Consider the following 13,570-nt stretch of genomic DNA (forward strand, 5'->3'; position numbering starts at 1 on the left):
CGCCCGGTGTCGCCCGCCCAGCAAGACGGACCCGGTGCAGGTCAGACCACACACGAACGCGCCGGGCGCGCCACGGTGGTGTCGTGGCGCGCCCGGCGCGTCTCGGTGTGGATCAGCGGTCGGCGGTCAGCGGGGTCAGCTCGGCGAGCTTCCAGCGCCCGTCGACGCGTTCCATGTCGAGACGCAGTAGCCCGGGGGCATTCGTCGACTGGCCGGTCGTGGTGCGCTGAGCGGAGAACTGGGTGAGCGCCATGACCGTCGCCCGGTCGCCGTCCATCTGCGTCACGCCGATGTTCACGACCGTCGCCGTCTGCCGCAGCTGCTGCTGCTGGGCGGGCTGGCGGATCGTCTGGTCGAACACCGACAGGTAGCGCTCGGTGAACTGCCCGGTCGACATCGTCCGCGCGGCGTCGGCCGAGTCGTCGAGGCGGGAGAAGTCGTACGAGAAGATCTTCTCGATCGACTCCCGGCTCTGCCCGACGAGCTCGGCGGTGCCGCCGACGTCGACGACGGCCTGGTTGCTCACCGGCCCGCCGGTCCAGGCCTGTCGGCCCTTCCAGAACGCCAGCCCGCCGAGCACGAGGCAGACGACGATCACCGCGACCAGCGTGATCGGCAGGGCGCGCGAGTCGCCGAAGCGGCGCAGGGCGGCGCGCTGGCGCTCGAACCGGCGCGGGGCCGCCTCGACGGTCCGGCGTGCCGGCTTCGTCGTCGCCCGGGTCGGCGCCGCGGTCTCGACGTCCTCGGCGGGCAGCGCGCGCGGGGTCATCCGCGTGCCCCGCTTCGCCTTGTTGGTGCGCGGCGACGTCACCGTGGTCGCGATCGCGGTCTTCGCGCCGCCCGCGTCCGTCGCGTGGTCGCCGGTCGTCTCGCCGGCCGTCACGGCGGTCTGCGCCGGGGCCTCCTCGTCGACCTCCTCGTCCACCCCGCCGGCGGGCGCCGGCAGCGCGGCCGTCTCGGCCTTGGCGGTCGCCGCGTCGGGCTCGGCGGCGACGGTGTCGTCCGTGTCGCCCGTGGCATCCGTGGTGGGTGCGACGGTGGCGGCCGGCGTCGGTGTCTCCGTCCGGGTCTCGGTCGACGCCTCGACGGGCGCCTCGGCCGGCGCCTGCGCCGGTGCGTCGAGGCGGTCCTCGACGTCCGGCGCGTCGACGTCGTCGACCGGGGGCGCACCGGCGCCGGCGTGCGCGTGCTGGCGCAGCCCGGCGACCTTGGGACGGCGGTTCGTGGGGCCGGGCTTGGTACGGGAGCGGGGTGGCACGGTCACTCCCCCTTTCTGGTCGTCGGCAGCAGCTACTGCTGTCCGGTCGAGGGGGTCGCCTTCGCGGCCTTCCAGCCGTCGGGCGTCCGGATCATCTCGACCAGGAACAGCTGCTGCTTGGACTGGGGCTGCGCCGTGGCGCTGCGGGCGTTGACGTCGATCGCGACGATCGCCGAGGCCGTCGGGGGCTCGTGGGCGGGATCGAAGGCGGTCAGGGCCGCGGAGACCGGGGTCGCGATGACCTCGGCCTGCGACTGGCGCAGGTTCTCGGCGAACTGCTGCCGGACCCGCTGGTACTCGCCGAGCATCGGCTCGGTCAGCGACGACTGCGCGGCCTCGAGGTCCGCGTCCAGCGTCGACGGCCGCACCGTGTTGATGTTGACCACGATCTGCTCGGCGGCGTCGGTCGCCTCGTCGCGCATCGCGGCGGCGCTCGCGTCGTCGCCCTGCGTGCCGGTGTACCAGTACACGCCGCTCGCGACCGCGGCCGCGAGGGCCAGGACCGTCAGGACGGCCAGCACGGTCACCAGTCGCCGGCGGCGCTGCTCGGGGGTCGCCGCCTTCTTCTCGGTGGCCTCACCGGTGTCGGGGGCCTTCTGGGCCGTCGTCGGGGACGTGGCGCTCAGCTCCTCAGGTCGTCCGCCGGATGCGGGGAGCGTCGGCGGTCGTGCGTGGGGGTCAGTCGGTGCCGAGCCCCGGGATGATCACCGGGGGCGCGCCGCGCTGGCTGCCCTCCAGGACACCGCCCGGCGGCAGCGAGGCCAGCGAGAGTGTGTCCTGCTGCTCATTCTGCGACGCGCCGGATCCGGCGGCCTCGGCGGGTCGCCCGGGGTTCTCGGAGTCGTACGGCGGCGGGAGGTTCTGGGCACCCCGCACGTTCACCGGCGGCGCCTCGTCACAGCGGACGCTGGTGTCCATGGGGATGAAGTCCTTCGCCGTCGCCGGCCGCCAGCCCGCATCGGGCTGGAGGTAGCCGTTGCGGCAGTAGGGCGGGTCGGCGACGTTCAGCACCAGGCCGAAGTGCACCCGCCCGTCCGGACCGGAGTCCTCGGCGTCCTGGAGCACCGAGGGCGCCGCCGCCGAGAGCGCCGGGTAGGTGACCAGCACCTGCTGGATCGCCGCCTGGCGTGGCTCGAGGATGCGGGACACCGTCAGCAGGTTCGCGATGACACGGCTCAGGTCCGGCCCGACGTCACGGATCAGGCCCTCGAGCTGCTGCGCTGCCGGGGGCGCGGACTGCACGAGGCGCCGTAGGTTCGGGTCGTCGGCCTTGAGCTGGGCGGTGAACAGCTGCAGGTCCCGGCTGAACGAGATGATCTGCGGGCCCAGCGAGGCCTGGGTGTTGAGCACGATCCGGCCGTCGCGCAGCAGCTGGCGGAACGTCGGGAGGTTCGCGATGGCGGCGGGCACGAGGGCGTTCGTGCCGTCGAGCAGGCGCTGCAGATCGGGCCCCGCCCGGTCGAAGGCGTTGTACAGCTCGTCGACGGTGGTGCGTAGCTCCGGCAGCGGCACCGACGTCGCCAGCGCGTTCACGTTCTTGAGGAGCTCGTCGACGGGCACCGGCGTGCGCGTGCGCTCGACCGGGATCACCGAGCCCTCGTCGAGATAGGGCCCGTTGTTGTCCGGCGGCCGCAGGTCGACGTACTGCTCACCGACCGCGGAGCGGTTGGCGATCACCGCTTCGGTCGACGCCGGGATCTGCGGCGAGTCCTGCTCGATCTCCAGGTCGACCTCGAGGCCCTGCGGGGTGACCCGCATGTCGCCCACCTTGCCGATCTCGACGCCGCGGTAGCTCACCGACGCGTCCGGGAAGATGCCGCCGGAGTCGGCGAGCTGCACCTTCACGGTGTACGGACCGAGGCCGATCAGGGCGTCGGCGCCGACGTAGCGCAGGCCGACGTAGACGATCCCGATGATCGAGATAACGGCGAACAGCGCCACCAGTCGCAGCGTCTTCGTCCCGATCATCGACCGTTCCCTCCGCCGAGGCCGGGCAGCTGGGGCACCAGCCCGGCGGTGTTCTGGGAGCCCCGCTGACCCGCTCCACCTCCGGCGGCGTCACCCGCCGTCGGGGTCGTGCCCGGTTGCTGCAGCAGCTCGAAGATGGCGTCGACGCCCGGGACCTGGTTGCTGTTCAGGAGCGTGGTCAACAGGCTCTGGAGGTTGATCTGGACGCTGACGTCGATGTTCGCGAAGTCGCCCTTGATGACGTTGAGCGAGTTGTCGGCGAACGGGATCGTCAGCAGGATCTGCAGCGACCCGGGCAGGGCGTCCCCCGCCTCGACGAGGTTCCCCAGGATCGGCTGCAGCGCCCGCAGGTCGGCCAGGGTGTTGGCCTGGCTGCGCCTGATCACGTCGACGCCGACGTCGGAGAGCCGCTTGAGCGACTGCAGCGTCTCGACGAGCAGCCCGCGCTGCTGGTTGAGCACGTCCAGGCCGGGGCCGAGGTTGTCGATGACGTTGGCGATCCGGGCTCGCTGGTCGACGAGGGTCCGCGTGAGGCGATCGAGCGAGTCGATGGCCCGCACGATGTCGCCCTTCTGCCGGTCGAGCGTGCCGACCAGGGTGTCCAGGTTGCCGAGCAGCGCCCGCAGCTGCTCCTCGTTGCCCGAGGTCGCGGCGTTGATCTCGCGGGCGATCGTCTGGATCTTCTCGACGCCACCCCCGTTGAGCAGCAGCGACAGCGCGCCGAGGACCTCCTCGACCTGCGCGCCGACGTCGGTCTGGTCCACCGGGATCACGGCGCCCGAGGCCAGCCGGCCCCGCGGCGGCGCCATCGGCGAGGGCAGCAGCTCGACGAACTTCTCCCCGAGAAGGCTGGTCTGTCGCAGGCGCGCCGTGGCGTTCTCCGGCAGGTTCACGGCTCCGTTGACCTCGACCACGACCTGCGCGGTCCAGCCGTCGGGAGCGAGCGAGACCTCGCGCACCACGCCGACCGGCACGTCGTTGACGCGCACGCTGTTGTTCGGCACGAGGTCGACGACGTTGGTGAACTGCGCCGTCACCGTGTAGGGGTTCGGCCCGAGGGCCGCCCCGCCGGGGAGCGCGACGTCCTGGATCGACTGGACGCCGCACCCGGTGAGGGCGAAGATCGCCACCACGAGCATCGTCGCCAGCCGGGCGGGGCGCGGCAGTGCCCTCACGGTCGTCCGTGGTGCGCTCATCGGTCGCCTCCGACCGTCTCGAAGCCGAGGATGCCGCTGCCGGGCTGGACCGGCGTGGCGTCGTCGCCACCTGCCGCGCCACCGGCGCCACCACCCTCTCCCGTGGTCGGCGCGTCCGCACCGCCGCCAGCACCCGCGGGCGGACCGCCGGCGAGGGCCGTGACGGGCACCAGCGCACTGAGGTCGGGCTGCTGGGAGAGGACTCCCAGCAGGTCGAGGATCGGGGCGAGGGAGAGCCCGAGCGCCGAGTCCGGACGCACCGTGCCGTTCTCGTCGACCCCGCCCAGGAGCGCGCCGCACACCACCGACGCACGGGCGACGTCCGTGAGGAGCGGGTCGAGCGGGGCCTGGAGGGCGTTCGGCAGTCCGGGCTGGTTGACCAGGAGGCTGCACAGCAGAGCTCGCGGGTCGAGACCGGCGCCGAGGAGCTCCGGGGCGAGCACGGGACGCACGTCGAGCGTTCCGGAGGTCGCGTTGTACGAGTTCGTCAGGTTGCCCAGCGCGAGCGGGGCGACGTTCGTGAACTCGGTGACGGCGCGCCGCTGCCGCACGAGGATGTCGGTGATGTTCGCCAGCCTGCGGACGTCGGTGCGCAGGATGTCGCGGTTGTCCCGGATGAACCGAGCGACGTCGTCGAGCGCCGGCGGGAGGGTCCGCAGCACCGTCGAGAGGTCGCCGCGCTCCGAGGCCAGGAACCCGGAGATGTCGGCGAGCTGGTTGTTGAGCGTCCGCACCGCGCCGTCGTTGCGGGCCAGCATGTTCGTGAACTGGCCGAGGTTGTCGACCGTCGCGAACAGGTTGTCGCGGTTGTCGGCCAGCGTGCCGACCGCGCCGCCCAGCTCGGTGATCGTGCTCTTGAGCAGCTCACCGTTGCCCCCGAGGGCCCCCGCGGAGGAGCGCAGGAGCTCGTTGAGCGCACCCGCCTGGTTCGCGCCGTTCGGTCCGAGCGATCGCGCGATCTGGTCGAGGCTCTGGTAGACGCGGTCGAGCTCGACCGGCGTGCTGGTGCGCTCGACCGTGATCATCGCGCCGTCCGCGAGCTGCGGGCCGCCGTCGTAGGTCGGGCCGAGCTGCACGTAGCGGTCGCTCACCAGCGTCGGCGCGACGATGACGGCCTGGGCGTCGGCCCGGACCGGGGCGTCGTTGTCGACCTTGAGGACGACCCGCACGATGTCGCCCTGCGGGACGATCGCGTCGACCGAGCCGACCGGGATGCCCTGGATCGTCACCTCGTTGTCGACGTAGAGGCCGACGGTGTTGTCGAAGTACGCCGTGACGGTGCGCTGGCTGCCGCGCTGCAGGGCGTACCAGAGCCCCGCGGTCGCCAGCAGCGCCAGGACCAGCGCCACCGACAGCGTGCGCGCGGCGCTCTCGAAGAACGTGACGAGACGGTTGGACATCAGTTGCCTCCGCCTTCCCCGTCGCCGGCGGGAGCACCATCGGCTGGTGCGGCACCCGCGCCGGGGAGGAGCCTGGCGCCGCCCTCGGCCGGTGTGAGCGCCTGGAGCAGCGCAGGCACGTTCGGCACTCCGTTCGGGAAGAGAATCTGCAGCTGTTCGGCGCTGAGCCCGCCGCCGGTCAGCAATCCCTGCAGCGTCGTGAGGTCCTCCGGGCTGAGGCCCTGGATGACCTGGACCAGCTGGGCCGGGTCGGACGTCGGACCGAGCAGCTCGGGCAGCGTGACGCCCGCGAGCTGCGCCAGCGCGTTGCCGAGGATCTGCTGGAGCAGCGCCGGGTTGAACAGCCCGGCCAGGTCGGTCGGATCCAGGCCCGAGCCCGGGTCACAGGTCTGGTCGCCCGGCGGGTCCAAGTTGCAGATGTAGGCGTCGAACCACCGGCCGTTGCCGACGACGTTCGCGAACACCCGCACGAACGGTGCCAGCAGGCGCAGCCCGTTCTCGAGGTTCGCCGAGTTCTCCTCCAGCGTGCGCAGCACGCCGTCGAGCGACTCGAGCGTGGGTCGCAGCGTCGCCTCGTTGTCGGCGACGAGCCCGCGCAGCTGCTCGGCGAGCGCGATCGTCCCGGTGAGCAGGTTGTCGATCGCCGCCTTGCGGGCCCGCAGCTCGGAGAGCAGCAGGTTGCCGTCGTTGATGAGGCGCTCGATCTCGCCGTCGCGGTCGGCGAGCACCTGGGTGGTGGTCCGGGTGTTCGCGAGCAGGCGGGCGAGCTCCTGGTCGCGCGACGAGATCGTCCGCGAGAGACGGCTGAGGCCGTCCAGCGCGCCGCGGACCGGTCCGGCCGCCCCGTCGAGGGTCTCGGACAGCACCCCGAGGCTCTGGGCGAGCTGGTTCGTGTCCAGGTCCTCGACCGTCGTCGAGAGCTGGGAGAACGCCTGGATGACGTCGAACGGCGCCCGGGTGCGTGACCGCGGGATCCCCTGGTCGGGGTCCAGTGGCTGGTCGCCAGCGGGCTCGAGAGCGATGTACTTCTGCCCGAGCACCGTCTTGATCTCGATCGACGCCGAGGTCCGGTCACCGATCCACGCGTCGGGCGCCTTGAAGGAGACCACGACGTCGTTGCCCTCGAGGGTGAGGTCGGTGACCGTCCCGATCCGGATGCCCGCGATGCGGACGTCGTCGTCGGGCTGCACGCCCGCCGACTCGCTGAAGCGGGCCGTGTACGTCGCGCCCTGCCCGATGAGGGGCAGGTCGCGGATGTTCAGGGAGGCGGCGGTGAGCAGCAGCAGGATCACCAGGCTGGCCGCGCCGATGGGGAGGGGGTTCCGCTTGCGGAACGGCTTCATCCTTGGCATCGCTGCGCCGTATCCGGGAGTTGGATGACCGACCCGAGGTCGATCTCGGGCAGGGGGAGCGGGTCGAAGCTGACGGTGCCGCCCACCGCGCACAGGTAGAAGTTGAACCAGGAGCCGTAGCTGCCGGCCCGTCCGAAGTTGTTCGCCTTCTGCGGGGTTCTCACGAGGAAGTTCTCCACGAGGCCCCGATTGCGGTTGAGGTTGTCGGACAGGCGCCCCAGCTGGACGATGTCGTCGCGCAGTGGCGGCCGCGCCTCGTCGAGGAGTCCCGCGGTGGTCGTGGTCAGGTCCGCGATGGGTTGCAGGGTCTCCCCGATGCGCACCCGGTCGGCCGCGAGGCCGCTGACCAGCTGCTGCAGCGACACGATGAGCCCCGAGAGCCTCTCGTCGCGAGCGTTGACCGTGTCGAGCACCAGGTTCAGGTTGTTGATCAGCGACCCGATGACGGCGTCGCGGTCGGCGATCGTCGACGTCAGCGACGCGGTGCGCGCGAGCAGGGAGTTGACGGTCCCGCCCTCGCCCTGGAGGACCTGGATGATCTCGAACGACAGCTGGTTGATGTCGTTCGGGCTCAGCGCCTGGAACAGGGGCTTGAAGCCGTTGAACACCACGGTGAGGTTGAGCGGCGGGCGCGTCTGGCTCATGGGGACCGTGTCGCCGGGCCGCAGGGTCGCGTTCATCGGCCCGTTGCCGCGGGCCACCTCGAGGTACCGCTGCCCGACGAGGTTCTGGTACTTGATCGAGAAGATCGACCCGACCGGCAGCCTCCGCGCCTGGTCGACCTTGAACGTCACCTCGGCGACGTTGCGGTCGACGAGCTGGACCTCGGTGACCTGACCGACGCGGACGCCCGCGATGCGCACGTCGCTGCCGGCGATGAGACCCGAGGCGTCGGTGAACCGCGCCTTGTAGTCCTCGGTGCTGCCGAAGTAGCTGTTCTGGATCGCCGTGAGCAGCAACGCAACCGACAGCACGGTGACGATCGTGAAGATGCCCAGCTTGATCAGTGGTGCCGCGAGCCCCCTCACCGGACCACCGCCTGCGCTCCGCGCAGCGTCGCCGCGTTCATGTAGGGCGCGAACGACGGCACCTCGGACGGGCGCAGGCCCATCTGCATGGCCGTCACCTCGGTCACCAGCCGGCGCTCCTCGGGTGAGTTGGGGGTGTTGGGCAGGCCGATGTTGGCGCCGTCGACGCGGCCGGACGCAGACTGACCCTCGGTCCGCCCGCCGCCGGACGTCCCGCGTGCCGACGCGGGCGAGTCGTCACCGGTCTGCGAGTCCTCGTCGATCTCCTCGCCCTGACCACCACCAAGGGCGTCGTCGGTGGCACGTGACCCCGCAGGCGGGTTCGACCCGTCCTGGATCTGGCCGCCCGGCGGCTGCTGGGGCGCCTGGCCCTCGATCTGGTAGCAGCGCGGGCCGCGGTCGTCGAGGTACTGGGGCTCCTCGCCGGGCACGTACTTGCCGTTGTCGATCGTGATCTCGGCCTCGATGAGGACGCCGGTCGTCGGACTCAGGACATTGTTGATCTTCGGCGTGAGGTCCGTGAGCTGTCGCAGCAGGCACGGGAACTCCGAGCTGTAGCGCGCGAGCGTCTCCAGCGTCGGCCGGGCCGAGGCGGCCAGCGCGATGATGTTGTCGCGGTTCGCGACGAGGAAGTCCGTCGTCACGTTCGCCGCCGACGTCACCGACCGGAACGTCGACTCGAACGCCGCGCGCTGCTCGACGAGCGTGCGGCTCGTGGTCACCAGGTTGTCCAGCGCCAGGATCAGGTCCGGCGCGGCCTGGTTGTAGATGTCCGCCGTCGGCGCGAGGGCCCGCAGGTTCGCCTGCAGGTCGGGCAGGGCCGGCTGGAGCCCCTCGACGTACTGGTTGAGCAGCACGAGGGTGTCACCGAGCTGCTCGCCGCGGCCCGAGAGCGCCTGCGAGACCGCCCCGAGGGTGTCGGAGAGCTTCTGCGGCTGCACCGCCGTGAGCACCGGGAGCAGGTTGTTGAGGACCTCTTCGGTCTCGGTCGCGTTCTCCGAGCGGTCCTGGGCGATCGTGTCGCCCTCCTGCAGCGGCCGGGGGCTCGCGTTCGGCGGGATCGCGAGCGACACGTAGCGCTCGCCGAAGAGCGTCTTCGGGATCAGCGTCGCCGTCGTGTTGCTCGGGATGGTCGGCAGGAAGTCCGGGTCCATCGCCATCTCGACGACCGCCCCCGACCCGTCGCTGTCGACCGAGGTGATCTCGCCGACGATGACGCCGCGGACCTTCACGTCGCCCTGCTTCGAGAGCTGGTTGCCCACCGTCGCCGTGCGCAGGTAGACGGTCTCGGTCGACTTGAAGACCTTGTTGAAGTTGGCCAGGCACAGCCCGACGATCAGCGCCATCACCAGGAGCAGCGCCAGGCCGGACATCCGCCGGCGGAACGGGCTCAGCGGCGGACGCTTGTCCTTGACCGGCGGCTCGTACGCCTCGCGCTCCTGCGTCGGGGCGGTCATCCGGCGATCCTGATCGAGGTCGTGGTGCCCCAGATGGCCAGCGTCAGCAGGTTGTCGAGGACGGTGAAGATGACGATCGAGTTCCGCACCGCGTTGCCGACCGCGACGCCCACGCCGGCCGGGCCGCCGCTGGCGTTGTAGCCGTAGAAGCAGTGGATGAGGATGATCGCCAGGGCGAACACCAGCACCTTGCCGAACGAGTACAGGACGTCCTGCGGCGGCAGGAACAGGTTGAAGTAGTGGTCGTAGGTGCCCGGCGACTGCGTGTAGAAGTTCGTGACCAGCAGCCGCGCGGCCAGGTACGACGCCACCAGGCCGATGACGTAGAGCGGGATGACCGCGATGAAGCCCGCGACCACGCGGGTGGTGACGAGGAACGGCAGCGACGGCACCGCCATGACCTCGAGCGCGTCGATCTCCTCGGACACGCGCTGGGCGCCGAGCTGGGCGGTGAAGCCGGCGCCGACCGTCGCGGACAGCGCCAGCGCCGACACCAGCGGCGCGACCTCGCGGGTGTTGAAGTACGCGGTGACGAAGCCGGAGAACGCCGAGGTGCCGATCTGGTTCAGCGCCGAGTAGCTCTGCAGACCGACGACCGAGCCGGTGAAGAACGTCAGCGTCGCGACGATGACGACGGTGCCGCCGATGAGGGCGAGCGCGCCGGAACCGAACGCGACCTCGGTGAGCAGCCGGAGGACCTCGCGCTGGTACCGCGTCACCGACTTGGGGATCCAGCCGATGGTGCGCGCGTAGAAGGACGCCTGGTCGCCGAGGGTGTCGAGGACACCGAGCGGCGCGTCGACGGCACGACGTGCGCGAGAAGTGATCGTCATCGAATCCTGGCCTGGGGAGCGGCGGTCAGAAAACAGACCTTGGTCAGAACTGTCGGGGCACTCAGAACTTGGTCGGGGGAACGAGGTTGAGGTACACGGCCGTCACGATCACGTTGATCGCGAACAGCAGGATGAACGTGATGACGACGGCCTGGTTGACCGCGTCACCGACGCCCTTCGGGCCACCCGCGGGGTTGAGGCCGCGGTACGCGGCAACGATCCCGGCGGCGAGCCCGAACAGTGCGGCCTTGATGAAGCCGACGAGCAGGTCGGTCGGCTTGGACAGGGCGGAGAAGCCCTGCACGTAGGCGCCCGGGGTGACGCCCTGGAGCACGACGTTGAAGTAGTAGCCGCCGGCGACGCCGACGATCGAGACCAGCCCGAACAGCAGGGCGGACACGAGGATCGACGCGAGGACGCGGGGCACGACGAGGCGCTGGATCGGGTTGATGCCCAGCACCTCCATCGCGTCGATCTCCTCGCGGATGGTGCGGGCGCCGAGGTCCGCGCAGATCGCCGAACCACCGGCCCCGGCCACCAGGAGCGCACAGATGACCGGCGCCGCCTGCTGGATGACGGCCAGCGTGCTCGCCGCGCCCGAGAACGACTGGGCACCGAACTGCCGGATCAGCGACCCGAGCTGCAGCGAGATGACCGAACCGAACGAGATCGACACCAGCGCCGCGGGGAGGATGCAGACCCGCGAGATGAACCAGCACTGGTCGATGAACTCGCGGGTCTGGAACGGGCGCTGGAAGATGCCGACGACCACGTCGAGGCCCAGGGCGAACAGCTTCCCGGTGGACGACAGGGCGCCCGCGCCGGGGAAGTTGCCGGCCGCGAGGCGGTTGCTCACGAGTCACCCCGGCGGAACATGCGGCGCAGGCCGCCGAGGACACCCTCGTCGTTGTCCTCCCGGCCCCGCGGGACGCCCTGCTGCCCCTCGGACGGGCCGCGGCCCGTGCCGTCGCCGGCCGGCGGGGCCTGCTCCGGGGAGCCCGGGCCACCCTCCGCAGCCGGGTCGGACGTCGCCCGCCCCTCGGGGTCGGGAGCGGCGTCCTGCCCGGGCGTCGGCTGCGCCCAGCCCGAGCGCTCCGCCTCCCGGCCGGTGCGCTGCTGCTGGCCCTGCTGCTGCTGGCCCTGCTGCTGCTGCACCGGCTGCTGGGTGGTCGGCTGCTCGTCGTCCCGCGCCGGCCGCGCCGCCATGGGGACGAGGCCGGCCACACCCTGCTCGCCGGTCTGCTCCGGGTTCTCCGGCTCGTCGCCGCGCCAATGGTGTCGTCCGGCGCCGGCGGCCCCAGCCGCCCCGGCGGCCCCTGCGGCCGCCGCGCCCTGCTGCTCCTGGGTCTGCTGCTCCCCGGACTGCTGCTGGGTCTGCTGCTGCTGGGTCTGCTGCTCGCCGGAGCCGTCGACCGCCTGGAACTGCTCGGTCTGCGCGTCGTCGGGGCCCTGGTCGCCCTGGTCGTCGCTGTCCTGGTCGTCGCCGGGCGCGTTGCCGGCCTCGTCGGACTGCTCGTCCTCGCTCTTGGTGTGCTCGCCCGCCTGCGGCAGCACCACGGTGCCGCCGGCCTCCTCGTCGGCGGGGACACCGACGAGGGGCTCGTCGGACTCCGGCGGGGCGGGCGGCGCCTTGCGGGCCTCGGCGTCGGCGTCGGGGTCGCCGCTGCCGGCCTGGTCCCCCTCGCCCTCGCCCTCCTTGGAGCCGCCCTCGACCAGCGAGTTGTCCTCGGCCTCGGCCATCGCCTGGTAGCCGAACGGGTCGGCGTCCTCCGGCGGCTGGTTGTAGGTGATCTCGATGAGCTCGGTGCGGTCCTGGTCGCGGGAGATCCCGTACCGCTCCATGTCGTCCTCGGTCAGCGACTCGAGGATCGCGGTCTGCGCCTTCGGCGGGAGGGTGTGCAGGACCTGCATGACGCGGTCCTTGCGCCGCTGCACCGCCTTGCGCTCGGGCAGGCCCTCCGACGGGTCGAGCTGGGGGTCGATGAACGACTCCTCCGACTCCGCCGAGCCGCCCTTCTTCTTCAGCTCCTTCATCTCGGCCTCCATCTGGGCCGAGTCCTTCTCCTCGGACATGCCGATCGGGCCGATGCGCCGGCCCTGCAGGAACTGCTGGACCACCGGCTCCTCGGAGGTGAGCAGCACCTCGCGCGGGCCGAACATGACCAGGTTCCGGCGGAACAGCATCCCGATGTTGTCGGGCAGCGACCGCGCGGTGCCGAGGTGGTGGGTGACGATGAGGATCGTCGCGTCGAGCTGGGTGTTGAGGTCGACGATCAGCTGGTTGAGGTACGCGGTGCGCACCGGGTCCAGGCCGGAGTCCGGCTCGTCGACCAGGATGATCTCGGGGTCGAGCACCAGCGCGCGGGCCAGCCCGGCGCGCTTCTTCATGCCGCCGGAGATCTCGCCGGGGAGCTTGTCCTCCGCACCGCCGAGCCCGACCAGGTCGAGCTTCTCCATGACGATGTCCTTGATCTCCGACTCGCCCTTGCGCGTGTGCTCACGCAGCGGGAAGGCGATGTTGTCGAAGATGTTCATCGACCCGAACAGCGCACCGTCCTGGAACAGCACCCCGAACAGCTTGCGGATCTCGTAGAGCTTCGACTCCGAGCACCGCACGAGGTCGGTGTCGTGGATGAAGATCGAGCCCTTCTCGGGCTTGAGAAGGCCGATGATCGACTTCAGGAGCACCGACTTGCCCGTGCCCGACGGGCCGAGCAGGACGCTCACCTCGCCGGCCGGGAGCGTCAGCGTCACGTCGGACCAGATGTTGGAGCTGCCGAAGGACTTCGACAGGTTCTTGATCCCGACTTCGACGCCGGCCATGCAGTTCCTCCCGCGATTGCCGTTGGTGTCGACACGTGCAACGCCTCGCTACCGACGTCATCGAGCCGGCACCCCCGGAGAGGGGCGTCACGTCTTCAACGACGGGTGGTGAGGGAGGTTACTCGGACGGAAAGTTGGGCAACGGCCGGGTCGTCGTAGGCCTCACACCCCGCGTGTGCTGGGCCGACCGGGTGGCGACGAACGGAAGGGTCCACGCGTTCGGTGGAGCCTCGGAACCGTTCGTCCCAGGAATCG

At 71.2% G+C, this 13,570-nt stretch carries 10 protein-coding genes and 1 pseudogene; all 11 read right to left on the reverse strand.

What is annotated here, in order from left to right:
* Nucleotides 1–112: 112 nt before the first annotated feature.
* Nucleotides 113–1,258 (reverse strand): hypothetical protein, encoded by a 1,146-nt coding sequence (locus tag WCD41_RS17580; protein WP_337714745.1) that lies wholly within the window; start codon nucleotides 1,256–1,258, stop codon nucleotides 113–115.
* 32 nt (nucleotides 1,259–1,290) lie between these two features.
* The gene (locus tag WCD41_RS17585) at nucleotides 1,291–1,785 is read right to left on the reverse strand and encodes a hypothetical protein (RefSeq protein WP_337714746.1); all 495 of its coding nucleotides are present in this window, start codon (nucleotides 1,783–1,785) and stop codon (nucleotides 1,291–1,293) included.
* Nucleotides 1,786–1,936: 151 nt separating this feature from the next.
* Nucleotides 1,937–3,226, reverse strand: a complete 1,290-nt coding sequence (locus WCD41_RS17590) for an MCE family protein (protein ID WP_337714747.1) — start codon at nucleotides 3,224–3,226, stop codon at nucleotides 1,937–1,939.
* Nucleotides 3,223–4,401: an MCE family protein gene (locus WCD41_RS17595; RefSeq protein ID WP_337714748.1), complete on the reverse strand. Its 1,179-nt coding sequence runs from the start codon at nucleotides 4,399–4,401 to the stop codon at nucleotides 3,223–3,225. Before WCD41_RS17595 ends, WCD41_RS17590 begins: the two co-directional genes overlap by 4 nt.
* Nucleotides 4,402–4,418: 17 nt before the next feature.
* Nucleotides 4,419–5,822 carry an MCE family protein gene (locus WCD41_RS17600; RefSeq protein ID WP_337714749.1) on the reverse strand — a complete coding sequence of 468 codons (1,404 nt, stop codon included), beginning with the start codon at nucleotides 5,820–5,822 and terminating at the stop codon, nucleotides 4,419–4,421.
* Nucleotides 5,822–7,165, reverse strand: coding sequence for an MCE family protein (locus WCD41_RS17605; RefSeq protein WP_337714750.1), 1,344 nt, complete (start codon nucleotides 7,163–7,165; stop codon nucleotides 5,822–5,824). The genes WCD41_RS17600 and WCD41_RS17605 overlap by 1 nt, the downstream gene beginning before the upstream one ends.
* The gene (locus WCD41_RS17610) at nucleotides 7,162–8,202 is read right to left on the reverse strand and encodes an MCE family protein (RefSeq protein WP_337714751.1); all 1,041 of its coding nucleotides are present in this window, start codon (nucleotides 8,200–8,202) and stop codon (nucleotides 7,162–7,164) included. Before WCD41_RS17610 ends, WCD41_RS17605 begins: the two co-directional genes overlap by 4 nt.
* A complete protein-coding gene (locus WCD41_RS17615) occupies nucleotides 8,199–9,659 on the reverse strand; it encodes an MCE family protein (protein ID WP_337714752.1) in 1,461 nt (486 codons plus the stop codon). The genes WCD41_RS17610 and WCD41_RS17615 overlap by 4 nt, the downstream gene beginning before the upstream one ends.
* Entirely contained in the window at nucleotides 9,656–10,492 is an 837-nt protein-coding gene (locus WCD41_RS17620; protein WP_337714753.1) for an MlaE family ABC transporter permease, read from the reverse strand. The genes WCD41_RS17615 and WCD41_RS17620 overlap by 4 nt, the downstream gene beginning before the upstream one ends.
* A 61-nt stretch (nucleotides 10,493–10,553) precedes the next feature.
* Nucleotides 10,554–11,348 carry an MlaE family ABC transporter permease gene (locus WCD41_RS17625; RefSeq protein WP_337714754.1) on the reverse strand — a complete coding sequence of 265 codons (795 nt, stop codon included), beginning with the start codon at nucleotides 11,346–11,348 and terminating at the stop codon, nucleotides 10,554–10,556.
* A 968-nt stretch (nucleotides 11,349–12,316) separates the two neighbouring features.
* Nucleotides 12,317–13,315 (reverse strand): annotated as a pseudogene (locus WCD41_RS17630) (ABC transporter ATP-binding protein); the annotation flags it as partial.
* Nucleotides 13,316–13,570: the final 255 nt, after the last annotated feature.

The sequence above is a fragment of the Actinomycetospora aeridis genome (assembly GCF_037400275.1).
Taxonomy (GTDB): domain Bacteria; phylum Actinomycetota; class Actinomycetes; order Mycobacteriales; family Pseudonocardiaceae; genus Actinomycetospora; species Actinomycetospora aeridis.

Bases quoted from the DNA above. Each gene is read 5' to 3' on its own strand.
- WCD41_RS17590 (WP_337714747.1), bottom strand. From the start codon at position 3,226: ATGATCGGGACGAAGACGCTGCGACTGGTGGCGCTGTTCGCCGTTATC.
- WCD41_RS17600 (WP_337714749.1), bottom strand. From the start codon at position 5,822: ATGTCCAACCGTCTCGTCACGTTCTTCGAGAGCGCCGCGCGCACGCTG.
- WCD41_RS17605 (WP_337714750.1), bottom strand. From the start codon at position 7,165: ATGAAGCCGTTCCGCAAGCGGAACCCCCTCCCCATCGGCGCGGCCAGC.
- WCD41_RS17615 (WP_337714752.1), bottom strand. From the start codon at position 9,659: ATGACCGCCCCGACGCAGGAGCGCGAGGCGTACGAGCCGCCGGTCAAG.
- WCD41_RS17620 (WP_337714753.1), bottom strand. From the start codon at position 10,492: ATGACGATCACTTCTCGCGCACGTCGTGCCGTCGACGCGCCGCTCGGT.